Below are 25,704 nucleotides of genomic sequence, written 5' to 3'. Positions count from 1 at the left end.
GGGGCTAGTCGTCGTCGTGGCGGGCGGCGGATGCGAGCCGTTCACGGGCTCCGTCGAGCTCTGCCTGCTCGGCCTGCGTCAGCTCGTAGCCTTGCAGAGCGCGGCCGTGGGCGGCGGGCACGTGCGGGTGTTCGACCTCCCAGAACTGGAAGCCGAACAGGTGCTGGAGGGCGTAGCGGCGCTGCTCGCCGAGCTTGGCGGTCAGCACGTGTCCGTCTTCGACGAGGAACGGCGTTTCGGGGTCGAACCCGAACGAGTCGAGCGCGATGCGGATCTCCTCGTCGGAGGGCGCGATGAGGGCTGCGGAGCAGCGAGCGACCTGCTCGGGCGGGCAGATGTCGCACAGGTCGGGCACGCCGAGATGCCCGTTGTAGTCGGGGAGTTGCCAGCCGTAGGTGACACCGCACGACGTCTTCCGGAACAGCGGGATACCGATGTTCGAGTCGCGCCAGGCTTGGACGACTCGGGCGTCCAGCTCGGCGGGCAGCACCTTCCGCCTCTGCCAGTCGTCCTCGTACGGGACGGGCACGCCCAGCTCGCGCAGGTAGGAGGCGTTCTCCTCCTTGTGGTAGTAGCCGGTGAACACGAGCGCGTCCACCTTGGCGACGGCGGCCAGGTCGAGCACCTGCGACATGGTGTCTGGGTCGTCGTTCCAGCCCGGCACGATCGGCCGCCAGTACAGGATCACCTTCGTCCGCCGGCCGTAGGCGGCCGCCGTGGTGATGGAGTCGGCGGTCGTGGTGGACTTCCCGATCGGCTCCACCCGGTCGTCCTTGATGCCGGAGTAGGTGAACAGCAGCGTCGGCCGGATGTGCTGCAGCGCCTCCAGCCGTTCCATGTCGGATGCGGTGACGTGGAACCGAGTGATGATCAGGACGAGGTTGGTCAGGCGGCGCCGGTCGAGTTCTTCCAGCACGGCGAAGAGGTGCGGTTTCACGCCGGGCAGGAAGGGGTCGGTGGCCTTGTTGAACATCTGCAGCGGCGTGGTGTGCGGCACGAACTCGGGGTGGCCGACCAGCATTTCGACGGCCTTCTCGGTGGGGACGAGGAGCTGCGGGATCTTCTGCTCGAAGTTGCCCCAGAAGTGGCGGACGCAGTAGCCGCAGTCGAGCGGGCAGCCGATGATGTGGTTGAGCGACAGTCCGCTCTTGCGGTTGGTGATGATCTGCGCCATGTAGGGGTCGAGCTCGGCCTGCTGAGCGGCTGGCATCAGGCGCAGCCGAGTCGGGCTGGCGTGGATGGTGTTGCCGAGGAAGATGGGATTGCTCATCGTGCTCGGACCTCCTGAGTTAGGAATCGCCGGTACGGTTCGCCGAACCAGATCTTGAAATCGGCTTCGGCGTCCCTGGCGTGGTCGCTGGCGTGGACCAGGTTGTAGATGAACCGGCCCTCGGCGGCGGCCTTCTCAGCGCTGTCGATGCCGTAGTGGCCGCGAATGGTGGTGGGCGGGGCGACGGCCGGATCGTAGTGGCCGAGCAGGTCTCGCACCCGCTGGGCGGTGTCGTCGGTGTCGCCGTGCGCGAGCGCCACGGTGACGGTCGCCCCCACGTATTGACGGCGCAGGTCCGCCTCCACGTCGAACGGGAACTTGTGCTGGAGCGCCACCATGTCGGCGTAGTGGGCGAGGATCTGTTGAGCCGAGACGACGACCTCCCGTGTCGCCACGGCCGTCACTGCGCTACCGATCCATTCGAGGATCGGCACGACCAGACGGCGCTCTGTCGCGTCGGGCTTGCACAGAACGACTGTCCAGCGGTCCCAGCCGTCCGGCGGTGTCATGCTGCCTCCTCGGGCATCCGGTCCGGCCAGCGCTGTTGGATGAGCCACCGATAGCCGGGGTGCAGGACGTCCAGCACGTCACCGTTCACCGGCTCGCTGGTGTGCTTGATCTGCCGGTACGCCTCCAGTACGAGGAGGACCTGCTGCCAGTACCAGGCCAGCCCGGTGTGCGCGACGCTCTTGGGCGTGTGCTGGACCTGGTTGAGGCGCAGCGCCTCCTCCTCTTGGATCACGAGCCGGATCGACTCCATGCACCGGTCCGCGGGCATGATGGGGAACCGGTAGTTGGGCGGCTGGTAGTCGATGTCATCGACCTCGGACAGCAGACCGCGCACCTTCTCCTGGTCCCAGGAGTTGACGTGCATGGACCCGACGTGGTGCGTGTAGTGGCCGAGGCGGGCGCCGAGCAGATTCGCTGCAAGCTCCTGCAGCGTGGTGAAGGTGAACACGTCGCTCGGCATCCCGAGGTAGGAGTCATTCGCGCGCATGTAGCACGTCATGTGCAGCGTGCCGTCACGCAGCAGCATGTGAGCACCGAGAGTGCACGACATGTCCGGGTTGTCGTCGATCGCCAGCTCGTCGGCGTCGAAGATGGCCAGGACACCGCGCTTGCTGTCGGGGTCCTTCTCCAGCAGGTCCATCACACGCTGCCACTGGGTGCGGCCGTCGCGGCCGGGGACGAACAGGCGCCGGCCGTAGGCGGTGCCGGTGAGGGTTTTCCCGTCCGGTGTCCATGTCCGCATGACGGGGGCGTAGTAGGCGATCATGTCCACGTCGTCGCGGCCGGACATGTACCACAGCAGCTCGCCCCAGTTGTAGGCGAGATTGATGGGCCGCTTCAGCAGGTAGGGAACGCGCTGGCGGGGGTCGGCGATGCGGTACGACACGTCCAGCACTTCCACCGCGGGATTGTTCCGGGTGGAGATCTCGTGGTCGGGGTTGGTGAGTACGCGGCGGAGCACCGCCGGGTAGGCGTCGTGGAACGTGGGATGAGTGTCAGGCGTCACGGGTCCTCCGATAGGTGGGGGGTGTCGCTGACGGCCCCGAGTGGTGGTCCATCCGGACGTGCTGCGGCTGGGGATGGGGGTACTCGGGGGCGCCGCGCTGTGCCTGGCGGGCCTCCGCGGTCTGCCGTATGGGGTAAGGCGGCGGGCCGGGGTGGGTTGCGGGTGAGGCCCGCCGAAGTTCCAGTTCTGCGTTGTCGATCAAGTTGCGCAGTTCGTTGGCGGTCGGGGCGTGGACGATGCGGCATTTGCGAGGGTCGGCCAGGTGCCATGCGGTGAACTTCCTGGCCCAGAGTCCCCAGATGACGAGCCAGCCGGGGCTTGCGTGCTGAAGCTCGACTGCTTGTGCGACTTCGTCAGGATCAAGGAGTTGACGCACGGCGCACCTCGGTCTCGTTCAGCAGCACCATGCGGCCGTAGCGGAGGAGATCCCCGAGAGGCACGGATCGCAGCTCCCTGTAGTGCGCGGCGAGCCGGTCGGCGGCGACCTCGGTGGTGGTGGCGTACGTCCTGAGAGGCCGCTCGCGGGTGCCGGTGACGTCGGGCACGGTCCACCAGATGACGTCATCGACGTGCGCCAAGAGGCCGGCGTACACGCGCACGACCACGCCGCAGGGCAAGGTCTGCACGTTGGCGGGGATGTTGTGGCGTATGCCGAGCAGATCAACGAGCTGTTCGGCCGCGCTCAGGGCCTGCGTGATTTCGCCTGGTGGGGCTGCGTGGCGTGGTGTCACTTGAGTGGTCCTCCCGTCCGCGATCAGGAGCGGGATCCTCGGCCTTGTGGCGGGTGGCCGGGGCGTCCCTTCGTGCGCTCCTCGCGGCGTCCTTCTCCAGTAGCTTGCGTAGATTGGGGATGTCGGGAGCACTGTGGACGCGGTCACGGTCAGTGGCGTGCTGGGCGACCCAATCGCCGTGGAGGCCGTTGCTGTCGCGTTCACGCCAGAAGTGCCACTCGGGGTGATGCGCTGCGAGGATTTCCGCAGGGCTAGGGAGGTTCCCGAGGTCGTGCAGGGCCTTGTCCGCGTCCATGCTGCACCTCCGACTGACGTGAAGGTACGCCGCGGCTGCGGGCGGTAACAGAAACGCGGCGCAGCCGTTTGGCTGCGCCGCGCCCGTAAGGGATACGTTCCGTATCCCTTAGTCGTCGATGCCGAGGAAATCGGCGAGTTCGCGTTGTTCGTTACTGGGCATGCGGGTCCTGGACTCGATGATCTCTCTGGCCACGTCGCGGCCGGCCTGCTGGTATTGCAGCCACTCGGGGTGCATGCGGCGCAGCCCGGTCATGACTTCGGTCGCCTGGTCGGTGTCGCCGACGCGCACGAGGGCTCGCGCCCGGTCGAGCTTGGCGCGGTTGAGGGTGGAGGCGTTGGTGTGGCCGACGTCGCGCGGCAGGTCGTTCATCGCTTCCAGGGCCTTGTCGGGGCGGCCCTCGATCATCGCGTTCTCGGGTTCCAGCAAGGCGACCGTGAGCGGGCCGAACGCCTTCTGGCCGCCGAGGTCGTGTTCTCGGCCGAGCCTGGCGCCCGCGGTCTTGGCCAGCGCGAGGTATTCGGTTGCCTCCTCGGGCCTGTTGTTGCGGATCGCTCCGGCGCTCGCCCGCATGAGCATCCATCCCCACGCGGCCAGCTCGTCGGGGGTGGCCTGGGACATCTTCGGTTCGATCTGGTCGGCGGCTCGTGCGCAGAGCTGCTCTACCTCGTCGAAGCGGCCTTGCCGGAGCATGGCCCAAGCCTGGGAGGAGATGGCCGAGGCGGCGAGCGCCTGGTCACCTGCTGCGATGGCGTCGCGCGCGGCTTCTTGCAGGGTCATGAGCGCCAGGTCGTGTGCGCGGATCTGGATGAGGTAGCGGCCGGCGAGCCCGAGCACGGCGGAGCGGACCTTGTAGGCGCGGGTGCGTTCGGCGCCGTCGTTGAACCGGGCGACGTGGTAGTGCGCGGACCGGACGAGTGCGGGCAGCAGGTGCGCGAGGTCGTCGTAGCGGTCGGCGTGGTAGGCGCGGTTGACGGCGGCTGCGGCGTCGATGAGGCGGGGGAGTGCGACGTCGTCGTGGTCGGCAGTGCCGATGATGGGGGAGCCGTTGAACCCGATAGGGGGGATGAGCGCGGCACGCATCTCGGTGAGTACGGTGTCGTCGCCGGTGTCCACGCTGGGGCGTGGCGAACCAGCCGAGACGAACCACACGGTCTGGACGCCGAGGACCTTCGCGATGGCGCGGTAGGTCTCCATCCTCGCGCTTCCGCCCTGCTCGATCTTCTTGATGACCGGCAGCGATAGGCCCGCCGCCTCGGCGAGGTCTTCCTGTGTGAGTCCTCGTCTCCTGCGCAGCTCGCGTAGCCGCGCACCGGGCTCCGTGCTAGCGTCGTTCACGGCCCTGCACCTCCTTGAGTCTTCCACGCACGCTCAGGCTAAGTCGCAGGGCCTTACTTATGCGAGAGGTTCGGAGGAAGGGCCTGCTCACTCCTTTCGGGGGTGGGCAGGCCCTTTTCGTGTTCTCCCAGGAAGTCCCAGGGGTGGGAGTTCAGCGCGACGTGAGCGGTAGTCCTCGATCGACGAGGCGGACCCGGAGCGGGTTCACGATACGGCGCAGCATCTCGTAGGTACGGCCGTTCTTGTCGTGGAAGGTGCGGGTGATGTCGAAGATGGGCGTGCCTTCGCTGACCTTCAGCCGGTTGGTCTCTTTGTCCCTGCAGGGCCGGACGGTTGTGGTGATGTCGGCGTAGCTGGTGCTCGGGTCGAACCGGGACCGCGCGATCTGGATGGCTTCGGGGGTGAGGGTGGCGGGTGGTGCGTCGCCGAGGACGGATGCAGGGTGGAAGATGCGGTCGTGGAAGACGGGCACGTCGCCGTGGACCATGGCGGTGCGTTGCCACCCTACGAGGGGGTCGCCTTCGTTGATGCCGAAGAGTTCGGTGAAGGGACGGGTCGCGTCGATGGTGGTGATTCGGCGGCTTGTGTGGATGTTCCCAGTGAGGCCGGCCTGGTGGCAGGCGGCGGCCCAGTCGTCGTGTTCGTACTGGGGCGCGGTGGTGAGCGACAGGCGTACAGGGACGGGCGGCGGCAGCACGATCATGCCTCGGTTGGCGACGCGCCAGAGCAGCCCTTCGTCTTTGAGTTCCTTCGTGGCTCGGGTGATGACGGCGGTGCTGACGCCGTAGGTGTCTTTGAGCCGGTCGGTGCGGGGGAGGGGTTCGCCCGCTGGATAGGTGCCGTCGAGGATCTTCGCCCGCAGGTCGTTCAGGACCGCGGCGAACCTCTCGATGGGCACGGGCGGGTCCTCTCCTAGTGCGTGTTCGGCTGGCGTTGATCGTATTACGTGCGGTCGTTGGGTTCTTCGGGTTGGCGCTTGACACAGATCAAATACCTCTGTTTACTAGTAAACACAGCTTAGCAGAGTGCGAAAAAGGGCGACTCTCCGCTCCACCGGAAAGCCGCCCACCACAAAGCAGCGGGCCCCACCCGGAACTCCACTTCTAGGCAGGGCCCTACGAACACCAGGTCTCTCACCCCTCGCGAAAGGAACCGAGACCCGATGTCCAGCCACATCGTGGCATCCCGCCACACGTATGTCACATCCGACCGCCAGGCCGCCCAGCGGCTGCGCGAGCTCGACGAACTCCTCCTCACCCCCGCGGCGCTGTGCCGCCGGCCGGGCACCGACCCCGACGACTGGTTCCCCATCGCGGAGACCAACGACGCCTACGAGGCCGCCAAGAAGCGGTGCAACGGCTGCCCCTTCACCGGGCTGGGCGGCCCGTGCGTCGAGCGCGCACGGCTCCTGCCGTACGACCCGATCGGCATCGTGGGCGGCACCGACCCCGCGCTGCGCCGCCAGCTCGGCATCGGCACCTACGAGGTGGCCGCGTGAGACTGCTCACCCCCAGCGCCGAGCGCGAGCGCGAACGGCTCGAAGCGGAACGTCTCCGCATCGAGCAGGAGCGCCTTCGCGACGAGGCGCGGCGCCTGCGAGAGATCGAGGAGGCCGAGCACCGCGCCACCCTCTCCGAGCGGGCGGGCGAGCTGGCCGAGCAGGAGCAGACCCGGATCGTCGCCGAGTCCGAAGCCGAGGCCCAGCGCAACCGCGCGAAGCGGCGGAAGCGGCGCGAGGCCTGGGCCCAGCGGACGCGGACCGCCGGGCGTCTGGCTGTGATGAGCACGACGAACCTCGGTGTCAACCTCGTCGCGGTCAGCGGCCAGGCGATGTCGTTCATGGAGCGCGGCCTGCCGACGCTGTGGGCCCTGCTCGCCGCCGGAATCGTTGAGTCCGTCGCGGTGTACGTCTCCTGGCACGCGCACGTCGCGCTGAGGGAAGGCGACGCCGCCTTCATGACGCGGATGTGGTCGTACCTGATCGGTGCGGGCGCCGGGTACCTGTCGTTCACGCACGTGCAGGACTATCCGGAGCTGTTCGCGGCGTGCTCGCTGGCGTCGCCGTGGCTGTGGTCGATGCACTCGCGGCACCTGCACCGCCAGGACCTGCGCGAGGCCGGCCTGATCGACCCGCGGGCGCCCAAGTTCAGCGTGCTGCGCTGGCTGCTGCACACGCGGGAGACGTTCGCCGCGTTCAAGTGGGCGGTGAGCGAGGGTGTGCAGTCGCCGCACATCGCGGTGGACGTGGTGCGGACGCGCCGCGCCTTCGAGATGGCCCGGCGGACGGTGGACGAGGCGCAGGCCTCGGTGGTCGCCGCGCAGCGGACGCAGTTGGAGCTCGCGCTGACTCAGCTCGCTGCACTGTCGGAGGAGCTGTACGGCGTGGACCCGGACGCGCTCGCGGCCAAGCAGTCGATCGCGCGATTCGTGCACCGGGTGGGCGGCGGGATGTTCCCGATGTACCGGCCGGTGGCCGCTGGCGAGCTTCGTCCGGCGGACGAACAGACGGACGAAAAGCGGACGGACGGCGGACCGGCGGCGGACGAGCCGGTGCGGCGCGCACGGTGGCGGGACTTGCTCACGCGTAGACGGACGGCGGACGAGAAGCCCGAGGAGAAGCGGACGGACGGCACGGACGGCAAGCCCCGTCCGGGCGGACGGTCCGGCAAGAAGCGGACGGACGGGCGTCGTTCGTCCAGGCAGACGAACGGCGGACGGACGGCGCGGACGGGCGGGCGGACCGCAGGTGCGGACGACTTCGGCGACCTGCTGCCGCTCGGACGCACGATCTTCGCCAAGTACCAGGCGACCGGCGACCGGCTCACCCGCGACTTGCTCGCGGCTGCCATCAAGGAGCACGGACGAACGATCAGCAACGAGCGCGCCAGCGCACTGCTGAAGCTGCTGCGGACGGGCGGCTCGTCCGCCGCGAACAGAGCGGACGAGAACGGCTCGTCCGCGCAGACGAAGACGACGGTGGACGGCGGACCATCCGCCACAGAGGAAGTGGACGAGAACGGCTCGTCCGCCGACGACAAGGGAGCGAACTGATGACGACTAAGCGGACGAACGAGACGGACAAGACGGCCGAGCGGTCCTGCTACGTCCCCCTGTGGGACGAGGCGACCGAGGAGTTCCACAACGGGTGGCTGACCTACCGGCCGGCCGACCCGTACTTCGTCCACGTGGACATCGAGGACTGGCCGGCCCCGGTGGTTGTGCCCCGGCACGTCCTCGCGGACGGCCTCACCGAGCTGGCCGAGTGCCTGTCGAAGCCGGACCGGACTGCGCTACGGGTGCAGCCGTCCTCGGACGGCAAGTACGTGCTGCTCGGGGTCACGCAGGGGGACCTGCTGCTCGGCGTGTTCCGCGCTCCGGCCGACCTGCTCGCCAGGCACCTGGACGGGCTCGACGAGCTGGTGCCGATGGGCGGGGAGATGGCCGAGATCGACTGGGACGCCGTCATCGCCACCCTGCTGGCGGCGTGACCGAGCGTGAACAGCCACGAGGTCTCGTCCAGCGCCGAACAGGGCCGCAGGCCGCCGACGCGGGGCGACCCAACGCGCGCAGGTGTACGTGCGCGCACGTGCGCGAGATCGTAGCACGCCCGCGCCAGCCGTAACCGTCCGTGACGATCGGGAGGAGTCACGTGCAGCCCAAGCCGACCCGCCGCAAGGCCCGCAAGGCCCGTTTCCACGCCCGCATCGCGGGCGCGCAGACCGCCAAGGAGGCGTTCCACGAGGCCATCCGCTACCTCACGGCCGAACTCGCCGACATGCAGAACGCCGACGAGACCGAAGGCGATCGGCTCTACAAGCACTACGCCGCCGAGCTGCGCGCTAGCGGCGACGACGTCAATCGTCAGAGGAGGTGACCATGCGCAGCATCCGCTCGCCGTTCTCCACGCATGAGCAGCCGAAGGACGATCAGCTCGACACCACCACCGATGAGGCGCAGCTCGCCAGCGAGGAGGCCGAGCAGGTCGCCCCCGTCGTGCCCCTGCGCGAGGACCAGCAGCAGCTCCCCGCCGCGCCGGAGGTGTCTCGACTTGGCCAGCTCCTCGAGTTCGTTGAGGGGCCGCTGTCGGACTGGATCGCTCGCGACCGGCCCTCCTACATGGCCTCGCCGATCACGTTCGTCCGCGAGCGGTGGTCGCCGCAGTGGATTCCGAGCGACGTCCGGATCGTGCTGTGGGGCTGGCGGGTGCTGCTGCTGGTCCGCGCGCTGGCGTACACCGCGTTCTACGTCCCCGCCATGATCATCTACCTGCCGGAGCTCACCACGGCGGCCACGGTCGCCTACCTCGTTCTCCACTTCTTCGCCTGAAAGGACCCCTCACCGTGGACAACCTGCTCGTCGGCCTCGGCGGCGTGACCGCCCTGATGCTGGCGTTCGGCATCGTCTTCACCTGGAAGAAGACCGCGCCGAAGTTCACCGCCTGGTGGATGCTCGTCGCCGGCTTCGGCCTGATCGGCACGTTCTTCGAGGCCGTCGTCCGCGCCGTCACCGGCCGCCTGCACCCCGTCGTCCCGTCGATCGCGCTGGGCGTCTGCGTGGCCATCTGGCTCGCGGACGTGTGGGGCAAGAAGAACAAGGTCGGCCGGGCCACCGCGATCGTCGCGCCGTTGATCCCCACGTTGCTCGTCGTAGCCGCAGTCACGCTTTTCGGCTTCAACACCGCTGACCTCGGCCGCGACGTCAAGCAGGCGTGGCAGGAGACCATGACCACCAACGTCAAGGGAGACGACCAGTGATCATTAGCGTGATCCTGATCCTGGCATTGTCCGGCATCGTCACCGCGGCGCTCGTGAAGCGTCCCGGTGCCCGCGCCGCCACGCTCGGGGGAGTCCGCGCGGGCACGGCCCAAGCCGAGATCGAGTTCCGCAAGGGATTCACGGCCGCGCGCAAGCACTACGACCAGGCCCAGAAGTACCTCACCCGACCGGACCGGAGGGGGCGCCCGCCCAGCCCACGCAACCTGCGCTGGTGGGTGTCCGGAGCGTTCGCGCTGACCGGCGGCACCGCCGCGGCGGTCGCAGGCGGCACGTACGGACTGCTCAAGGTCCTCGGCGGCGCCGTCCGGATCGGCAAGCAGGCCGCGGCCGGTGCGCGTCGGGCCTACCGCGACTACCAGTCCGCCCGCGAGATCGAGGAAGCCGAGGTGATCGACGGGACCGAGGAGGACGAGCCGGAAACCGAGGAGGAACACCCCACCATCGAGCAGAATCCGGAACTCCCGGCGCCCACCGACAAGCCCACCATCGACCTGACCAGCTTCGACACCGTTGACGAAAGGACCACCGTGAACGCCGAATTCACCAGCTTCCCGCAGCTCAAGCAGGACCACGAGACCGCGCAGGGCGACATGACGCAGATCGCGGCCGCGATCGACGGCCAGGTGGCCGGCCTGCTGCAGAAGGACATGGGCCGTGGCGAGCTCATCGCGGCGCTGATGGCCGCTCAGGAGACCGCCAAGCAGCTCGCCGACCAGCACCAGACAATCGCCGACCTCGCGGCCGCGCAGAGCAACGTGGCCGAGGCTCACGCGGCGGTCGGCGGCGTGGACAACGTCGCCAGCAAGGAGGCGTACGCGCAGGGCTGAGCCCGGCCGTACGCCCAGCATCATGACGCGAAAGGAGCATCCGTTGTCCAAGGTCAGCAAGCAGAAGCCGTCCGTCGAGGTCGCTCGTACCGCGCGGCGGGTCGCGTTCCGCCAGCGGTACCGCGTGACGATGGGAGCTCCTTTCGCGTGGCCGCCAATAGCGCTTTCGCTATCAGCTCTGCTAGACACCCAGCAGCCGGCCGTGGGCATGCTCGGCGCGGCCGCCGCCTGCGCCTACCCGGTGGTCCGCGCCGTGCGCGCCCGCCGGAACGTCGGCGCGGCGGCGTTCGGCACAGGGTGGATGCTGACCGCCGCGGCTTCCGGCCCGTTCGGTTCGGTCGCCGTGGCGGGCGTCGCCGGGTGGCTCTGGTACTCGGCCGCGCACTGGCGGCGTCACCGGCGCCTGCCGCTGCCCGGCCGCGCGGACAAGCTCGACATCGAACCGCCCGAGGTCGTCGTCGAGCAGGTGGAGCTGAACGCCGAGGTGCAGCAGATCATGAGGCGGTTCAACGAGCGGCTGGCCGCCAAGGGCAAGGCCCTCGAGGGAACCACCATGACGATCCCGAAGCGGATCGAGGCCGGTTACCGCGCGGAGATCCGGGCGGTGCCGGGCGAGAAGGAAACCAAGGACATCATGCAGGTCGCCGGGAAGGTCGCCTCAGCGTTCCACACCACGGCGCAGCTCGCCGTGCTGGAGCCGGTGCCGTACGGCGACAACAGCCGGGCGATGTTCACCCTGCTGAAGGGCGACACGCTCGCCACCGTGCGGAGGTTCGAGGACCTGCAGCCGCGCATCGGCAAGGACGGCCGGGCGCACGTCGGTTACTTCTACGACCTGCAGCCCGCGCACTGGGCGTTCTTCACGAAGTCCGGCGGCATGCGGCACGGCATCATCGTCGGCGACTCCGAGGCGGGCAAGTCGCGGTCGGTGGAAACGCTGATCAGCCTGGCCCACCTGTCCGATCAGATTGCCACGGTGCTGCTCGACCCGCAGGGCGGCAGCATGCCGGACTGGAACGGCAACACCCACCGCTGCGCCCTCGGCGAGGACGACTGCATGAGCGAGCTGGAGCTGTGGCACTGGGTCATGCGTCGCCGCGTCCGACACCTCGCGCGGATCCCGTGGGTGGACGAGGACGGCGACGAGCGGACGGGCAAGACGCACCTGGTGCCCGGTGACCCCGACGCCGGCGGCATGACCGGGATCTTCTTCGTCTTGGAGGAGGCGCCGGAGCTGCTGCAGCACGACGTGCACGGCAAAAAGGCCGTGGGCATGCTCGCCTCCGGCGCGAAGACCTGGCGCAAGGGCGGCGGCGGCATCGTCCTGGTCGCCCAGGACCCGAACATGACCGAGCTGGGCGGGTCGGTGACGCTGCGGGCGCAGCTCCGCAAGAACGCCTGCGCGCTGCGGACGCAGACGCCCGGCGCGGCCTACCAGATGGGGCTCCCGCACGACCCGTCGCTTCTGCCGATGACGTTCCAGGACGGGACGCTGACGCAGGGCCTCGCCTATCTCAACGGGATCGACCGGCGGGCCGCGCTGATGCGGTGGCTGTACACCGAGAAGCCCAAGTACGTCGCCCGTCAGCCTGCGGCCGGCCGGATCGACGACCTGACGATGGGCTGGATTGAGGAGTTCGTCAACGCGAAGAAGAGCGGGCGGCAGGCCCGCGCCGGCGGCGGCCGCGCGGAGGAGCCGCGTGCGACCGCGGGGGACGTCAAGGCAGCCATCATCGACGTCCTGGCCGAGGCGGACGGTCTGGCGCTGGAGATCGGGGAGTTGCTGCACCGCGTGCTCAAGCGGCGGGTGACGGCGCCTCCGAGCGAAATCCACGCTCAGCTCAAGCGGCTGGTGGCGGACGGCCGGGTCTGGCCGGTCAGTAAGGACGGGGCAGAGGCGTTCGCCTTGCCTGAGGAGATCGTGGAGAGGTTGGAGGGCTGATGAGGGGGTTCGTACGGATCGCCGTGGTGTCGGCGTGGCTGGCGGTCGTCTGGGCGGCCGCGCCCCTGACGCAGGTCCGCAGCGTGAACCTGGTGGTGACGGTGCCGCTGGTCGTCGTCGCGGTCGGGGCGGCGCTGGTGGCGCTGGAGCGGCTCGGTGGGGCAGTGGTCAGCATCGTCTTGACCGTCATGGCGGTCTGGGCTTTCGCGGCTGCTACGTGGGGCCTGATCGGCGGCACGGTGATGCTGGTATCGGGCCTAGCGATCCTGGCCAGCGGTTACCCGAATCCCCGGGGAGGTGTATGACGCACGAATGTGCGATAATCGCGTCAAGTGCGTCACAATGACAAGCGATGCCAAGGGTTGCGAAAGGTCGGACCGTGAAGGGGAGCCAGTGGCGGACAAGCATCTGAGCCCGGAGGACCTCGCAGAGCGCCTGGGGGTGCCCATCATGACCGTCTATGCCTGGAACTCGCGTGGCGGCGGCCCCCGATTCATGAAGTTCGGCAAGCACGTCCGATACAAGATCGCCGACGTGGAAGCGTGGGAGAACGAGCACTACGCGGAGCCTGTAGCGAGCTGACGATAGCGGGAATGCTATCTACGGTCTGACCGGCGTAGAGCGGCCCGGCACCGATTTCGGTGCCGGGCCGCTCTGTTACTTCTCTGTTCCATCTGACGTTGCTCAGCAACGACAAACAACGACAACTAACGACAAGGTTTCTCCAGCTCAGCGCCGGTTTCCGGGAAGATCGCCCAGGCCGGAGAACCCCGCCGTCACACGTCGTAGTAGAGCTCGAACTCGTGCGGATGCGGGCGGAGGCGGATCGGGTCGACCTCGTTCTCCCGCTTGTACGACACCCACGTCTCGATCAGGTCAGGCGTGAAGACGCCGCCCTCGAGCAGGTAGTCGTGGTCGGCCTCCAGGGCGGCGAGCACCTCGGGCAGCGAGCCGGGCACCTGCGGCACCTGGCGCGCCTCCTCCGGCGGCAGCTCGTAGAGGTCCTTGTCGACCGGCTCCGGCGGCTCGATCTTGTTGCGGATGCCGTCGATGCCGGCCATCAGCATGGCCGAGAACGCGAAGTACGGGTTGCACGACGGGTCGGGCACCCGGAACTCGATGCGCTTGGCCTTCGGGTTGGAGCCCGTGATCGGGATGCGGACGCAGGCCGACCGGTTGCGCTGGGAGTAGACCAGGTTGACCGGAGCCTCGTAGCCCGGAACCAGACGGTGGTAGGAGTTGACCGTCGGGTTGGTGAACGCCAGCAGCGACGCGGCGTGCTTGAGCAGGCCGCCGATGTAGTAGCGGGCGGTGTCGGACAGGCCCGCGTAGCCGACCTCGTCGTAGAAGAGCGGCGAGCCGTCCTTCCACAGCGACTGGTGGCAGTGCATGCCGGAGCCGTTGTCACCGAAGATGGGCTTCGGCATGAACGTCACCGTGTGCCCGTATTCGAGGGCCGTGCTCTTGATGACGTACTTGTAGAGCATGAGGTTGTCGGCCGTCTTGAGCAGCGTGCCGAACTTGAAGTCGATCTCCGCCTGCCCGGCCGTGCCGACCTCGTGGTGCTGCATCTCGACCTCGATGCCGGCCTCGATGAGGTTGCGGACCATCTCGGAGCGCAGGTCGGTGAAGTGGTCCATCGGCGGCACCGGGAAGTAGCCGCCCTTGTAGCGCGGCTTGTAGCCGAGGTTGCCGCCCTCGGTGGCCTTGCCGGTGTTCCAGGCGCCCTCGATGGAGTCGATGTAGTAGTAGCCGGCGTTCTGCTTCGTCTCGAAGCGCACGTCGTCGAAGATGTAGAACTCGGCCTCGGGGCCGAAGTAGACCGTGTCGGCGATGCCCGTGCCCTTGAGGTATTCCTCCGCCTTGCGTGCGACGTTGCGCGGGTCGCGGCTGTAGGCCTCGCCCGTCAGCGGGTCGTGCACGAAGAAGTTGAGGTTGAGCGTCTTGTGCTGACGGAACGGGTCGAGCACGGCGCTGGAGGGGTCGGGCAGAAGGAGCATGTCGGACTCGTGGATCTGCTGGAAGCCGCGGATCGACGAGCCGTCGAACATGAGTCCGTCGGTGAAGACACTCGCACTGAAGTTCTCGACCGGGAAGGTGAAGTGGTGCGTCGTCCCCGGCAGGTCGGTGAACCTGACATCGACGAACTGCACCCCTTCGTCACTGATGAACTTCAGGACGTCGTCGGCGGAGTTGAACACTCTCGAACCTCCCTGGGGACTGGCCATCATGGCGACGCTAGGGCGTGGCCGTTTCCGTACGGTGTCCCGATTGTTTCGCACGTGTTACGCGCGGTCTGCCTGGTCACAGGGCCTGCGGGGGGCCGCTCACGTCCCCTCGACGGCCTGGCATTCGCCGTCGTCCGGCGTGTCGTCCAGCTCGTACGGATCCGCGGCCTTGCCGTTCGGCACCGTCAGATCCGCCGGCGAGTCGGCGTACATGGGGTGGATGTAGTCGTCGTCCACGTCGCACCGGGCCGGCGCGATGTCCGCGCCCCACCTGTCGGCCCAGATGACCAGCTCGCCGTCCTGGCGGAAGACCGTCACCGCGCCCTCGTGCTCGGCGACCAGCCGGATGGCCGAATCGGCCTGGCCCGGCCGCTGGATCGCGTACGCGATGAGGTATCTCGTGCTGAGCCTGGCGCCGGTCCGCCCGTCCTCCTTGTACTCCGAGATCGTCGTCCGGCCCTTCACCTTGATCATCGTGGACGCGAACTCGGCGGTCTTCGGCGCGAAGATCGGCAGCCAGGTGGCCGCGCCTTCCTTGCGGAAGTTCGCCCGCTGCTCGGGGTGCAGCTGCCGCGTGAACGCCGTGGGCCGGCCGCCCATCATCATCTTCCTGTCGAGGTACGCCCCGGTCAGCAGCTTGCGCGTCCGCGCCAGGCCCCTGGCGACGTCCTGCTTCGACAGCCCGCCGACCGCCTCGGCGGGCGGCATGACGAACCCGGCGGCGCCGGTCGGCCACTTCTCGGCCGGCGAGCCCTTGAACGGCTCGGCGGAGTCACTCACGGCCGCGTCGGACGCGCCGTTCTCCTTCACCGGGCCCCGGACGGCCGTGGTCTCCTCGGGCACCACGCCCGTGAAGGGGACCAGGTCGGGGCGGAACTCCACGACCACCCAGCCCACCAGGATCACCACCGACAGCACGGCGCCCGCCCACCACGCCGCGCTCGTCCTGCGGCGTGGCGGCTCCGGCTGGTCCCACTCGGGCTCGCGGCGTAAGGGCTCGGGCTCGGTGTTCATGGCGCGCCGTGACGCCCTGGCGCCCCTCTTCGCCGCCGCGCTCATCTCGCGCTGCTGCTCGGGGCCTATCTGTCCGACGACGTCGGTGAAGCGCTGGTCAAGGTCATCTCCGTGTGGCATGGCGACCATTTTGGCGGATCTCACGACGCGCTCGGGTCACAATTCGGACCGGCCCCGCGTGCGGCTACCGTGGAGTGCATGAGCAGCAAGGAGCCTCGGTGGACGCAGACCTGGCTGGGCGGCGTCCGCGCCGCGGGGGTCGATCTCGGCTACCCGGGAGAGCGTCTGGGGCTGCCCCAGGAGGGCAGCGGGTCGGTGGCCGGATGGGGGCGCAGGATCGGCGCGCTCGTCATCGACTGGATGATCTGCACGTGGGTGGTCGTGCAACTGCTGCTCAGGATGAACCCGGCCGAGTCGCCGTGGGCGCCCGCGCTGGTGTTCGCCGTTCAATATCTGCTGCTCGTCGGCTTCATGGGGCAGACGTTCGGCCACCGGCTCATGGGCGTCAGGGTCGCCGCGATGGACGGGCGTGACCCGCGCTGGATGCCCGTCCTCGTGCGTACGGTGCTGCTCTCCCTGGCCGTGCCCGCCGTCATCTGGGACCGCGACCACCGCGGCGTGCACGACCGCGTGTCCAACACGGTCGTCGTCCGCATGTGACGCCTTCTCGGTGAAAAGTCGTACCGGGTATGGATTTTTACCCGGTACGGTTTTATGCTGTCCGCATGATGATGGCGGGGCTCAGGGAGCGGAAGAAGGAGCAGACCAGGCAGCGCATCGCCGAGACGGCGCTGCGGTTGTTCGGCGAGCGCGGCTACGACGCGGTGACCGTCAACGAGGTCGCCGAGGCGGCCGGGGTCGCCAAGGTGACGCTGTTCTCGTACTTTCCCAGCAAGGAATGCCTGGTCCTGGACGCGATCAAGGACGACTACGCCGCGGCCGTGAAGGGCCGGCGCGAGGGGCAGACGCCGCTGGGGGCACTGCGCGAGTACTGCAGGGGCATCGTCAGGCGCGGCGCCGGGACGTCCGTCGAGGCGTTGATCACCAGGGTGCAGGTGGTCGCGTCGAGTCCCGCGCTGCTGTCGGAGGTCTACAAGACGAACATGGGCGAGCGCGAGGAGCTGGCCGCCGCGCTCGAAGCCGCCATGCCGGACGCGGGCCTGGCGCCCCGGCTCATGGCGGCGCAGATCACCGCCGTCATCACCACGCTGCAGGAGACGTTCTTCCAGCGGCTCTTCACGGGCGTGCCGCTGGAGGAGGCCGAGCGGCTGCTCCAGGAGGAGGTCGAAGTAGCCTTCGACCTCCTCGAACACGGGCTTTCACCTGACGATGGGGATAAATCATGAAGAAGGGCATCAACTACGACACCGGGTTCCTGCCCGGCGACGACCTCTCACGCAAGACCTTCGACCCCGCCACCGTCGCGCGCGAGATGCGCGTCATCGCCGACGAGCTGCACTGCCAGGCGGTCCGCGTCTCCGGCGGCGACCCGCGCAGACTGGCCGTCGCGGCCGAGCAGGCCGCCGCCGCGGGCCTCGAGATCTGGTACGCGCCCTTCCCCGTCGACCTCACCGAGGACGAGATGCTCGACCTGTTCACCGACGCGGCCGCCCAGGCCGAGTCGCTGCGCAGGAACGGCGCCGCGATCACGTACGTCACCGGCTGCGAGATCACCGCCTTCGGCCCCGGCTACATCGAGGGCGCGACCTACCGCGACAGGCTCGCCGCGATGGGCGCCGCCGACGTCGCGTGGTGGATGGACCTCATGCGGGTCATGCCGCGCTTCAACGCCTACCTGGCGCGGGTGGTGGAGGCGGTGCGGCCGCGGTTCGGCGGGCGGGTGTCGTACGCGGCCGCGCCCTGGGAGCAGGTGGACTGGACGCCGTACGACGTGGTCGGCGTCGACGCCTACCGCGCCTCCTACAACGCCCACGACTTCGCCGACGAGCTGCGCGCCCACTTCAAGCACGGCAAGCCGGTCGCCGTCACCGAGTTCGGCACCTGCCCCTACCAGGGAGCCGGCGAGCGCGGCGGCATGGCCTGGGCGGTGCCGGACGGTGCGGTGCGCGACGAGGGCGAGCAGGTGCGCTACTTCCATGAGCTGCTCGACGTCTTCGAGGCCGAGGGCGTCGAGACCGCCCTGTGGTTCACCTACGCCGCCTACACCCGCACCGGCGCGGCCGACCTCGGCTCGTACGGCGTCGTCACCATGCTCGACGGCACCCGCCATCGGCCCAGGGAGCTCTTCCACGCCATGGCGGCTAGATATTCGCGCAGCTGAAGATGGCCGTGCCGGGAAGGTGCCGGCCGCGCAGCGGGCTCCAGCCGCCCCACACCCGCTCGTGCCCCTCGGGCCACTCGGGCTCGACCAGCCCGGTGATCGTCAGACCTGACGCGGCCAGCAGGTTGACCCAGTCGGCCATCGTGCGGTGGTGCTCGACGTAGGTGAGCGTGCCGCGCTCGTCGCGCTCCTCATAGGGGGAGCGGTCGAAGTAGGACCGGTCGGAGGTCAGCCCCCGCGGCCCTGGATCGTCGGGGAAGGCCCACCTGATCGGGTGGCTCACCGAGAACACGAACCGCCCGCCCGGCCGCAGCACCCTGCGCACCTCGCGGAAGACCGCCGGCGGATCGGCCACGAACGGCAGCGCGCCGTACGCCGAGCAGACCACGTCGAACGCCTCACCGGCGAACGGCAGCAGCTCGGCGTCGGCCTGCACCACCGGGACGCGGACGCCGCTGTCGAGGTCGATGCGCTGGGAGTGGCGGAGCTGGCGGTGCGAGATGTCGAACGCCGCCACCCGCGCCCCGCGCGTCACCAGCCACCGCGCGCACTGGGCGGCGCCGCAGCCGATCTCCAGCACCCGCCGCCCGCGCACGTCGCCGAGCAGGCCCGCGTCGGCCTCGTCGAGCCCCTCAGGGCCCCACACGAAGCCGCTGTCACGCAGGAACCCGCCGTGCTCGACCTGGTAGTCGTCGGCGTTGCCGTCCCACCAGCCGCGGTTGGCCCGCGACGAAGGCGACAGCACTAGCGCATCTTGGGGCCGCGCGGAATGCGGGCGCCCTTCGGCATCGGGCCCTTCGGCATCGGCATGTTGCGCGGCAGCGAGCGCAGGCGGTCCTTCACCTCGTTGACCGACGGCTTCTTCAGGTTGCGCGGCAGCTTCATCAGGTGGCGCTGCAGCTTGCCGAGCGGCACCTGGCCCTCGCCGTCGCCGCACTGCACGTCGTAGATCTCGACGCCCAGCACCACCCGCGAGATGCGCTGCTTCTCCGCCTTGAGCATCTTCGCCACCCGGTTGCCCGGCCCCTCGGACACCAGCACCACGCCGGGATAGCCGACCACGAGGTGCACGATGTCCTGGTCACGGTTGACCGCGATGGCCGGGGTGACCTGCCAGTTGCCGCGCATGCCCTGCAGCACGGCCGCGGCCGCGCCGGTCTGGCCGTGCAGGATCGAATATTGGGCCTTCTGGGCGAGCTGCCCGAAGACCACCAGGCCGACGGTGAACGCGGCCAGGATGCCGAGGAACACCGAATACCACAAGTAGTCCGTGACCAGGCCGATCACGACGACCACCGCCAGCGTGCCCACCGCCGAAAGGAAGACGATCGGCATACCCTTGGGGTTGGCCTGCTGAATGATCTTCGCGATCATGCGGAGCTGCTTGATGCGCCCCGGCTTCTCTGGGTCCTCGGACTTTGCCATGCTCAGAAGGATACAAACCAACTGGTGCGGGAGGGAAAACGCAACCCCCGCCGTTCTTCCCTTGTGACCTAGATTTTCACGGTTACGGCCAGGGGAGGTCGGCCGCGTTACGCCCGGCGCGTACGACCTGCTCGCCCTCGACCGTCCGCCACCCGCCCTCCCGCACCTGGAACGCCCGGGAACCAGGGCAGCGGCACCGCGTCGCGCGGTCAGGCCGCCACGAAGAACTCCAGGAGTTCGGGGACCAGCGTCTCCGGGGTCACGTTGTGCGCCTGGCCCGGCAGTACGCGCCGCACCGCCCCCGGCACCGTCGCAGCCACCGCCGCGCCCGCGTTCGCCATCCAGGCCGGGCTCTCGCCCCCGTTGAGCACGAGCGTCGGCTGGGTGAGCCCGGCGAGCCGGGCGGCCGGCAGGGCGTTGCCCGGCCCGAGCACCGCCGCCTCGTACACCAGCGTGTGCGCCACCGCCTCCATGGCGGCCCAGGACGGATGCCCGCGCATCGCGTCCAGCATGGAGACCGGCACCTCGGCCGCCTCCACCATGAACCGCTCCACGACCTCGCCCCGCCGCCCGGCCGCGACGAGCGCGCCGAGCTGCCCCGCGAAGTCGCCGGGCAGCGGGGGAGCGGAGTCGTCCACGTGGTACGGCGGCTCCCACACCGCCAGATGCGTGACGGCGGACGTGACCGCGGCGGCCTCCAGCGCCAGCGCCGCCCCCGAAGAGCCGCCGAACACCATGGCCGTCCCGCCCGCCGCCCCGATCACCGCGGCCAGGTCCTCGATCTCCCGCTCGACCGCGTACGGCGCGGTGTCGCCGCTGTCACCCCGTCCCCGCCGGTCGTAGGCGTACACCGTGAACCACCGGGACAGCCCGGCCGCGATGGCCGCCATCGTGGGGTCGCTCCGGTCCGCGAAGGCGCCCTGGACCAGCACGACCGCCGGGCCTGAGCCGCAGCGCCCGAAGACGATGGGCGTGCCGTCCGCGGAAGCGACGACCGTGCTCATCGAGGGGCTCATCGAGGGGCTCACCGCGCGGGCTGAACCAGGCACAGCGCCTCCCAGTGGTGCCCGTCGAGGTCGGCGAAGCCGCGCTGGTAACGCACGCCGTCCTCCTGCCGCACGCCCGCCGGGGTGGCGCCGGCCGCCAGCGCCTTGTCCACCAGCTCGTCCACCTGCGCCGGGTTCTCCATGCCGAGCACCAGGATCGCCTCGGTCGCCGTGCCGGCGTCGGAGATCTCCTTGGTGACGTAACCGGCGAACACCGGCTCCTCCAGCAGCATGACCTGCGTCTGCTCACTGATGACCACCGACGCCATGCCGTCCATCATCCCGAAGAGGGTGAAGCCGAGGCCGGTGAAGAACTCCTTGGATTTTGCGAGGTCCTTGACGGGGAGGTTCACGAAGAGCTGCATCGCTCGGGGTCCCTTCTCTCCATCGCGCTTTTCGGATGCCATGAGCATGCCGCGCGCGGGACCCCGCGGTCTTGCACGTGAGTGCCAGGGCGATTGACGTTCAGTGCACGGCGTGGGCGCGGCGGAACTCGGTGGGCGGCACGCCGTACGCGCGCCGGAACAACCTGCTGAAGTGCGCGGAGTCGGGCAGCCCCCACCGCGCGCCGACGGCGCTGACCGACAGGCCGCCGCCCGCCAGCAGGTCGGCGCGGCAGCGTTCGAGCCGTCGCCGCCTGATCCACGCGGCGACCGTGGTGTGCTCCGACTCGAACAGCCGGTGCAGGTAGCGCACGGAGATGTGGCAGGCGGCGGCGATGGTGGCCGGGTCGAGTCCGGGGTCGCCGAGCCGTTCCTCGATGAAGGCGTGCACCTGTCGCAGCAGCGTCCGCCGCCGCGCCTCCTCGGGTAACTCGTCGGTACGGCCGGCGCGCTCGGCGACGGCGGTGCCGATGAGGTCCATCGCCACCGTGGCCAGGCGCGCGGCGCTGTCGGGACGGTAGGTCGCGTGGTCGTCGGCCACCCGCCGCAGCAGCGGCGCGGCCAGCGCGCCCGTGCCCGACGCGCTGTCGATGGGCACGGCGGTGAACGGCGCCACCTGCCCCGCGGGCAGCGCCAGCAGGTCGTGCGGGAAGCTGAACACCGCGAGCCTGACCGAGGCGTCGTAGGCCAGCTCGTACGGCCGCCCGAAGTCGTAGATGGCGAACTCGCCCGCGCCCAGCCGTGCCTGCCTGCCGTCCTGCTCCAGCCGGGCGCCGCCCGAGACCACCAGCACCACCCGGTAGAGCCCGGGGTCGTCGCGGCGGATCAGCCCGGGCGTGCGGTGCATGCTGTGGGGCGTGGAGGTGCGGACCCGGCCCACGCTCATGGGCCCGAGCCTGCCCAGCTCGATCTCGCCCCGCAGCGGCGCGCCCGGCGCGATGTGCGTGTCGAGCGGGCCGAGCGTGTCGCACACGATGGACCGCCACGCCTCGTGGCGATCCTTGGCCGGCAGATCGCTCGTGCGGATCAGGATGGCCATGCGGGTCGTCCCCTCCATCGGCTGCGCTGACATGCTAACCACGCCGCGCCCGCCCCGCATGCGGGCATGAAGGAAGCCCCGGGACACCGTCCCGGGGCTCACGTCATGGGGTCAGGCGGTCTGCCTCGCCTCGATGGCCTGCTGGTAGAGCCGGCCCGCGCGGTACGACGAGCGCACCAGCGGCCCCGACATCACGCCGGCGAACCCGATGGCCTCGGCCTCGGCCTGCAGCTCCACGAACTCCTCCGGCTTGACCCAGCGCTCCACCGGGTGGTGGCGCGGCGTCGGCCGCAGGTATTGGGTGATCGTCAGCAGGTCGGTGCCGGCCTCGTGGAGGTCGCGCATGGCCTCGACGATCTCTTCGCGCGTCTCGCCCATGCCCAGGATCAGGTTGGACTTGGTGACGAGCCCGGCCTCGCGGGCCGTGGTGAGCACGCCGAGCGAACGCTCGTAGCGGAAGGCCGGCCTGATGCGCTTGAAGATGCGCGGCACGGTCTCGACGTTGTGGGCGAACACCTCGGGCTTGCTGGAGAAGACCTCCTCCAGCTGCTCGCGGTTGCCGTTGAAGTCGGGCACCAGCAGCTCGACGCCGCAGCCGGGCAGCAGCGCGTGGATCTGCCTGGCGGTCTCGGCGTAGAGCCAGGCGCCGCCGTCGGGCAGGTCGTCGCGGGCCACGCCGGTAACGGTGGCGTACTTGAGGCCCATCTGCTGGACCGACTCGGCCACCCTGCGCGGCTCGTCGCGGTCGTATTCCTTGGGCTTGCCGGTGTCGATCTGGCAGAAGTCGCAGCGGCGGGTGCACTGGTCGCCGCCGATCAGGAAGGTCGCCTCGCGGTCTTCCCAGCACTCGTAGATATTGGGACAGCCCGCCTCTTCACAGACCGTGTGCAGGCCCTCCCGGCGCACGAGCGATTTCAGCTCGGTGTATTCGGGGCCCGTCCTCAGCTTGGTCTTGATCCACGGGGGCTTGCGCTCGATAGGGGTTTCGGCGTTGCGCACCTCCAGGCGGAGGAGCTTTCGGCCTTCAGGAGCAACGGTCACGTTCTCAGCTTACGTCTCCCGGCGAAGCGCCCGGTTCCAGGGTCAGGAGATGAGCCCGAACCCGCGCACGGCCCGCGCGTAGTGGTGGGCCAGCTCCTCGTCGATCCGCTCCGACTCCTCGACCCCGAGCAGCTCCGACGGGGGCGCCGACGGCAGCACGCCGTCGGCGGTGAGCTGGAACTTGGTGAGCGCCGCCGCCCTGATCGCCGCGACGCTCTCGCCGCGCAGCGCCGCCGCCTGCATCGGCGCCAGGTAGCGCCCGCCGGCCGCCTGCTCGTCCAGCTCGGCCAGGTCCTCCTCGGGGACGGCCCGCCGGGCCAGCGCGCGCTGCCTGGCACGCACGCGCGGCTCGCCCGAGCGGGCCAGCCGCGACAGCATGTAGCGCAGCAGCAGCACAGGGCCGCCCAGCACCCGGCCGACGACCCGGCCGAGGAAGGTCGCCACGTCGTACGTCGTGTCGGGCGCCTGGGAGCCGCCCAGCGCGTACGCGATGCGTTCCTGGGCCTGCTCCCTCACCTGCAGCGGCGCCGCCCCCAGCAGCGCGTCGCGCCACGCGTCGAGGGTGTACAGCGCCTCGCTGACCACCCGCTCGTCGCCGGTCGGCAGCCGCGCGTACGCCGTCGCCAGCAGCGCCACCCGCTGCCTGGGCGGCAGCGCCAGCCACAGCGGCAGCCCGACGAGCAGGACGGGGGTGCGCGCCACGCCGACGCGGTCGTAGCTGGTCTCGGGGCTCAGGTCGACGACTGCGATCGTGGCGGGCGGCCTGACCCCGATCTCGGCCGCCACCCGGCGGGCGAGCGCGTGCAGCTCGGGAGCGCCGTCGATGCCGACCGGCTCGGCGTCGGCGGGCAACCGGCCCAGCCGGGGGCGCAGCGCCCACCCGACCGCCAGGCAGAGCAGCCCCACGAACCACCACAGGACCGAGTCGGGCTCGCGCACGATCACCCAGCTGCCCAGCGCGACGAAGGCCAGCGTCAGGAGGTGGACGGCGCACGCGAGCAGGAGGGCTGTGAGGCGCTTCACACCGGGATCGTAAGCCGAACCCAGGACATGCTTCCGCTGCTTTTCCGTGCCGATTCGATTACCGGCGCAGCAGATCCTCCTCGTGGAGGTCGAACGGCTGCCTGCCGAGCGCCTCCGCCAGCCGCTTCTCCGCGATCGGCATGACCTCTTCGACCACGATGCGCCGCCCGGTCTCGGCCGACAGCGAGGAGACGCCCACGTCGGGGAGACCGCACGGCGTGATGCGGTTGAACCAGCTCGGGTCGTTGGCGCAGTTGAGCGCGAACCCGTGCATGGTGACGCCGCGCGACAGCCGCAGCCCCACCGCGCCGAGCTGGCGGTCGGGCAGGCCGAGCGCCGGGTCACCGGCCGCCCACACGCCCGCGCGTCCAGGCACCCGCCGGGCCGTCACGCCGAAGTCGGCGCACACCTGGATCATCGTGTCCTCGAGCCGGCAGGCGTAGGCCACCACGTCGGTGACGGCCACGATGGGGTAGGCGACGAGCTGCCCCGGCCCGTGCCACGTCAGCCGCCCGCCCCGGTCGACGTCGACGACTGGGGTGCCGTCGGACGGCCGCTCGTGCGGCGCGGTGCGCTTGCCCGCGGTGTAGACGGGGGCGTGCTCGAGGATCAGGACGGTGTCGGGCAGCTCGCCTGCGGCGCGCTTGCCGTGCACCCAGCGCTGCAGGGACCAGGCCTGCTCGTAGGGGACGTCGACACCGAGGCGGACGATGGCGAGTGCGTGGGGATCGTCCCCGGGGATGGGGCGCATGAGCCTATTGTGCCGTTCCCTCACCCTTGAAGGGTAATCAGGGGGTCAGCAACCGTGGCTCGATCCTGAACTCCTTGACCCCGTCCGTGCCCTCGCGCTCCACCTTGTACGCGTAGCCGCCCGCCGACACGCTCACCGCCTGGATGAACTCGGTGCCCACGTAGTGCAGCGCCACGCCCTCGTCGGCGGCGTAACCGCCGGGCAGCTCGCCGGAGGCCACCGACGCTTGCAGCAGCGGCCGCCGCTGCGGCTCGGAGTCGTAGTGGACCCCGCACGAGTAGGGCAGCAGCGCCATGCCCTCGGCCCACACCGCCAGGTCGGGCCCGAAGGAGTCGGTGTTGCCGCCGACGTGCCAGCACAACGCGCCCGCGCTCTGGCCCGACAGCACCACCCCGGACCGCCACGCCTCCTCGAACGCCTCGTCAAGCCCGTGCAGCCGCCACAGCGTCATCAGGTTGGCCACGCTGCCGCCGCTGACGTAGATCATGTCCTGGTCGAGCATCCAGGCACGCGGGTCGGGCACGTTGGGCATCGGGAAGACCGTCAGGTGGCTGACCTCGACGTCCCAGCCGGCGAACGCGCCGTACATCTTCAGGATCCAGTCGGCGGAGTCGCCCGACGCGGTGGCCACCAAGCCCAGCTTCGGCCGGTCCTGGCCGGTGAGGTCGAGCCCGTAGCGCAGCAGCCCGCTCGCCTCCATCTGGCCGTGGCGCCTGCTCGGGCGGAACGACCCGCCCCCGATCGCCAGGATGTGCGACTGTCCGGACCGGTTCATGTCA

Annotated in this window: 30 protein-coding genes; 13 read left to right on the top strand and 17 right to left on the bottom strand. The window is 69.7% G+C overall.

The window, feature by feature from the left end; all coding sequences use genetic code 11:
- Positions 1-4: 4 nt before the first annotated feature.
- From AB0K28_RS24735 to AB0K28_RS24710, 6 genes are all read right to left on the bottom strand, one after another.
- On the bottom strand, positions 5-1,270 hold the full coding sequence (locus AB0K28_RS24735; RefSeq protein WP_364374130.1) for a hypothetical protein: 1,266 nt from the start codon (positions 1,268-1,270) through the stop codon (positions 5-7).
- Positions 1,267-1,779, bottom strand: a complete 513-nt coding sequence (locus AB0K28_RS24730) for a nucleoside-diphosphate kinase (protein WP_364374127.1) — start codon at positions 1,777-1,779, stop codon at positions 1,267-1,269. Before AB0K28_RS24730 ends, AB0K28_RS24735 begins: the two co-directional genes overlap by 4 nt.
- A complete protein-coding gene (locus AB0K28_RS24725; RefSeq protein ID WP_364374124.1) occupies positions 1,776-2,786 on the bottom strand; it encodes a thymidylate synthase in 1,011 nt (336 codons plus the stop codon). Before AB0K28_RS24725 ends, AB0K28_RS24730 begins: the two co-directional genes overlap by 4 nt.
- 359 nt (positions 2,787-3,145) lie before the next feature.
- Positions 3,146-3,517 carry a hypothetical protein gene (locus AB0K28_RS24720; protein WP_364374121.1) on the bottom strand — a complete coding sequence of 124 codons (372 nt, stop codon included), beginning with the start codon at positions 3,515-3,517 and terminating at the stop codon, positions 3,146-3,148.
- Positions 3,518-3,920: 403 nt separating this feature from the next.
- Complete coding sequence (locus AB0K28_RS24715; RefSeq protein ID WP_364374118.1) at positions 3,921-5,150, bottom strand: helix-turn-helix domain-containing protein; 1,230 nt, start codon at positions 5,148-5,150, stop codon at positions 3,921-3,923.
- A gap of 151 nt (positions 5,151-5,301) precedes the next feature.
- Positions 5,302-6,048 carry a GntR family transcriptional regulator gene (locus AB0K28_RS24710; RefSeq protein WP_364374115.1) on the bottom strand — a complete coding sequence of 249 codons (747 nt, stop codon included), beginning with the start codon at positions 6,046-6,048 and terminating at the stop codon, positions 5,302-5,304.
- A gap of 264 nt (positions 6,049-6,312) precedes the next feature.
- On the opposite strand from AB0K28_RS24710, the gene AB0K28_RS24705 reads away from it, so the two are divergent.
- The 10 genes from AB0K28_RS24705 (at position 6,313) to AB0K28_RS24660 (ending at position 13,276) form a co-directional block, all read left to right on the top strand.
- Complete coding sequence (locus AB0K28_RS24705; RefSeq protein WP_364374112.1) at positions 6,313-6,648, top strand: WhiB family transcriptional regulator; 336 nt, start codon at positions 6,313-6,315, stop codon at positions 6,646-6,648.
- Positions 6,645-8,201, top strand: coding sequence for a hypothetical protein (locus AB0K28_RS24700; protein WP_364374110.1), 1,557 nt, complete (start codon positions 6,645-6,647; stop codon positions 8,199-8,201). Before AB0K28_RS24705 ends, AB0K28_RS24700 begins: the two co-directional genes overlap by 4 nt.
- A complete protein-coding gene (locus AB0K28_RS24695) occupies positions 8,201-8,638 on the top strand; it encodes an SsgA family sporulation/cell division regulator (protein WP_364374107.1) in 438 nt (145 codons plus the stop codon). The genes AB0K28_RS24700 and AB0K28_RS24695 overlap by 1 nt, the downstream gene beginning before the upstream one ends.
- A 161-nt stretch (positions 8,639-8,799) precedes the next feature.
- Positions 8,800-9,024 carry a hypothetical protein gene (locus AB0K28_RS24690; RefSeq protein WP_364374104.1) on the top strand — a complete coding sequence of 75 codons (225 nt, stop codon included), beginning with the start codon at positions 8,800-8,802 and terminating at the stop codon, positions 9,022-9,024.
- A 2-nt stretch (positions 9,025-9,026) separates the two neighbouring features.
- On the top strand, positions 9,027-9,476 hold the full coding sequence (locus AB0K28_RS24685) for a hypothetical protein (protein ID WP_364374101.1): 450 nt from the start codon (positions 9,027-9,029) through the stop codon (positions 9,474-9,476).
- Between the two features lie 14 nt (positions 9,477-9,490).
- Positions 9,491-9,904, top strand: coding sequence for a hypothetical protein (locus AB0K28_RS24680; protein ID WP_364374098.1), 414 nt, complete (start codon positions 9,491-9,493; stop codon positions 9,902-9,904).
- The gene (locus AB0K28_RS24675) at positions 9,901-10,752 is read left to right on the top strand and encodes a hypothetical protein (RefSeq protein WP_364374096.1); all 852 of its coding nucleotides are present in this window, start codon (positions 9,901-9,903) and stop codon (positions 10,750-10,752) included. The genes AB0K28_RS24680 and AB0K28_RS24675 overlap by 4 nt, the downstream gene beginning before the upstream one ends.
- Positions 10,753-10,774: 22 nt before the next feature.
- Positions 10,775-12,694, top strand: a complete 1,920-nt coding sequence (locus tag AB0K28_RS24670; RefSeq protein ID WP_364374093.1) for a hypothetical protein — start codon at positions 10,775-10,777, stop codon at positions 12,692-12,694.
- Positions 12,694-12,999 (top strand): hypothetical protein, encoded by a 306-nt coding sequence (locus AB0K28_RS24665; protein ID WP_364374090.1) that lies wholly within the window; start codon positions 12,694-12,696, stop codon positions 12,997-12,999. Before AB0K28_RS24670 ends, AB0K28_RS24665 begins: the two co-directional genes overlap by 1 nt.
- Before the next feature lie 88 nt (positions 13,000-13,087).
- A complete protein-coding gene (locus tag AB0K28_RS24660; protein ID WP_364374087.1) occupies positions 13,088-13,276 on the top strand; it encodes a helix-turn-helix domain-containing protein in 189 nt (62 codons plus the stop codon).
- Positions 13,277-13,470: 194 nt separating this feature from the next.
- Here AB0K28_RS24660 and glnA read toward each other — a convergent pair whose 3' ends face one another.
- Together glnA and AB0K28_RS24650 are read right to left on the bottom strand one after the other, a co-directional pair.
- On the bottom strand, positions 13,471-14,895 hold the full coding sequence (gene glnA, locus AB0K28_RS24655; protein ID WP_345400843.1) for a type I glutamate--ammonia ligase: 1,425 nt from the start codon (positions 14,893-14,895) through the stop codon (positions 13,471-13,473).
- Positions 14,896-15,021: 126 nt separating this feature from the next.
- Positions 15,022-16,056, bottom strand: coding sequence for a hypothetical protein (locus AB0K28_RS24650; RefSeq protein ID WP_345400846.1), 1,035 nt, complete (start codon positions 16,054-16,056; stop codon positions 15,022-15,024).
- A 78-nt stretch (positions 16,057-16,134) separates the two neighbouring features.
- Here AB0K28_RS24650 and AB0K28_RS24645 point away from each other — a divergent pair, with 78 nt between their 5' ends.
- The 3 genes from AB0K28_RS24645 (at position 16,135) to AB0K28_RS24635 (ending at position 18,217) form a co-directional block, all read left to right on the top strand.
- Positions 16,135-16,596 (top strand): RDD family protein, encoded by a 462-nt coding sequence (locus tag AB0K28_RS24645; RefSeq protein ID WP_364374083.1) that lies wholly within the window; start codon positions 16,135-16,137, stop codon positions 16,594-16,596.
- Between the two features lie 65 nt (positions 16,597-16,661).
- Complete coding sequence (locus tag AB0K28_RS24640) at positions 16,662-17,282, top strand: helix-turn-helix domain-containing protein (RefSeq protein WP_364374080.1); 621 nt, start codon at positions 16,662-16,664, stop codon at positions 17,280-17,282.
- Positions 17,279-18,217: a hypothetical protein gene (locus tag AB0K28_RS24635; RefSeq protein WP_364374078.1), complete on the top strand. Its 939-nt coding sequence runs from the start codon at positions 17,279-17,281 to the stop codon at positions 18,215-18,217. Before AB0K28_RS24640 ends, AB0K28_RS24635 begins: the two co-directional genes overlap by 4 nt.
- On the opposite strand, the gene AB0K28_RS24630 is transcribed toward AB0K28_RS24635, so the two are convergent.
- The 9 genes from AB0K28_RS24630 to AB0K28_RS24590 form a co-directional block, all read right to left on the bottom strand.
- Positions 18,198-18,962 (bottom strand): class I SAM-dependent methyltransferase, encoded by a 765-nt coding sequence (locus tag AB0K28_RS24630; protein WP_364374075.1) that lies wholly within the window; start codon positions 18,960-18,962, stop codon positions 18,198-18,200. The two genes, AB0K28_RS24635 and AB0K28_RS24630, sit on opposite strands and share 20 nt — an antisense overlap.
- Positions 18,962-19,642 (bottom strand): DUF4191 domain-containing protein, encoded by a 681-nt coding sequence (locus AB0K28_RS24625; protein ID WP_355427017.1) that lies wholly within the window; start codon positions 19,640-19,642, stop codon positions 18,962-18,964. The genes AB0K28_RS24630 and AB0K28_RS24625 overlap by 1 nt, the downstream gene beginning before the upstream one ends.
- A gap of 209 nt (positions 19,643-19,851) precedes the next feature.
- Positions 19,852-20,646 carry an alpha/beta hydrolase gene (locus AB0K28_RS24620; protein ID WP_364374072.1) on the bottom strand — a complete coding sequence of 265 codons (795 nt, stop codon included), beginning with the start codon at positions 20,644-20,646 and terminating at the stop codon, positions 19,852-19,854.
- A gap of 20 nt (positions 20,647-20,666) precedes the next feature.
- Positions 20,667-21,053, bottom strand: a complete 387-nt coding sequence (locus AB0K28_RS24615) for a VOC family protein (RefSeq protein ID WP_364374069.1) — start codon at positions 21,051-21,053, stop codon at positions 20,667-20,669.
- A gap of 100 nt (positions 21,054-21,153) precedes the next feature.
- The gene (locus AB0K28_RS24610) at positions 21,154-22,110 is read right to left on the bottom strand and encodes a helix-turn-helix domain-containing protein (protein ID WP_364374066.1); all 957 of its coding nucleotides are present in this window, start codon (positions 22,108-22,110) and stop codon (positions 21,154-21,156) included.
- A 111-nt stretch (positions 22,111-22,221) separates the two neighbouring features.
- Positions 22,222-23,151, bottom strand: a complete 930-nt coding sequence (lipA, locus tag AB0K28_RS24605; RefSeq protein ID WP_345400871.1) for a lipoyl synthase — start codon at positions 23,149-23,151, stop codon at positions 22,222-22,224.
- A 42-nt stretch (positions 23,152-23,193) separates the two neighbouring features.
- Positions 23,194-24,174 carry a hypothetical protein gene (locus AB0K28_RS24600; protein WP_345400874.1) on the bottom strand — a complete coding sequence of 327 codons (981 nt, stop codon included), beginning with the start codon at positions 24,172-24,174 and terminating at the stop codon, positions 23,194-23,196.
- Between the two features lie 58 nt (positions 24,175-24,232).
- The gene (lipB, locus tag AB0K28_RS24595) at positions 24,233-24,925 is read right to left on the bottom strand and encodes a lipoyl(octanoyl) transferase LipB (RefSeq protein ID WP_345400877.1); all 693 of its coding nucleotides are present in this window, start codon (positions 24,923-24,925) and stop codon (positions 24,233-24,235) included.
- A gap of 37 nt (positions 24,926-24,962) precedes the next feature.
- Entirely contained in the window at positions 24,963-25,700 is a 738-nt protein-coding gene (locus AB0K28_RS24590; protein WP_345400880.1) for a peptidase E, read from the bottom strand.
- Positions 25,701-25,704 lie beyond the last annotated feature (4 nt).

Origin of the sequence: Nonomuraea sp. NPDC049504, assembly GCF_040676845.1 — a bacterium.
Lineage (GTDB): Bacteria > Actinomycetota > Actinomycetes > Streptosporangiales > Streptosporangiaceae > Nonomuraea > Nonomuraea salmonea.
The sequence above is the reverse complement of the archived record's forward strand: the minus strand, read 5'-3'. Positions and strand labels throughout refer to the sequence as shown.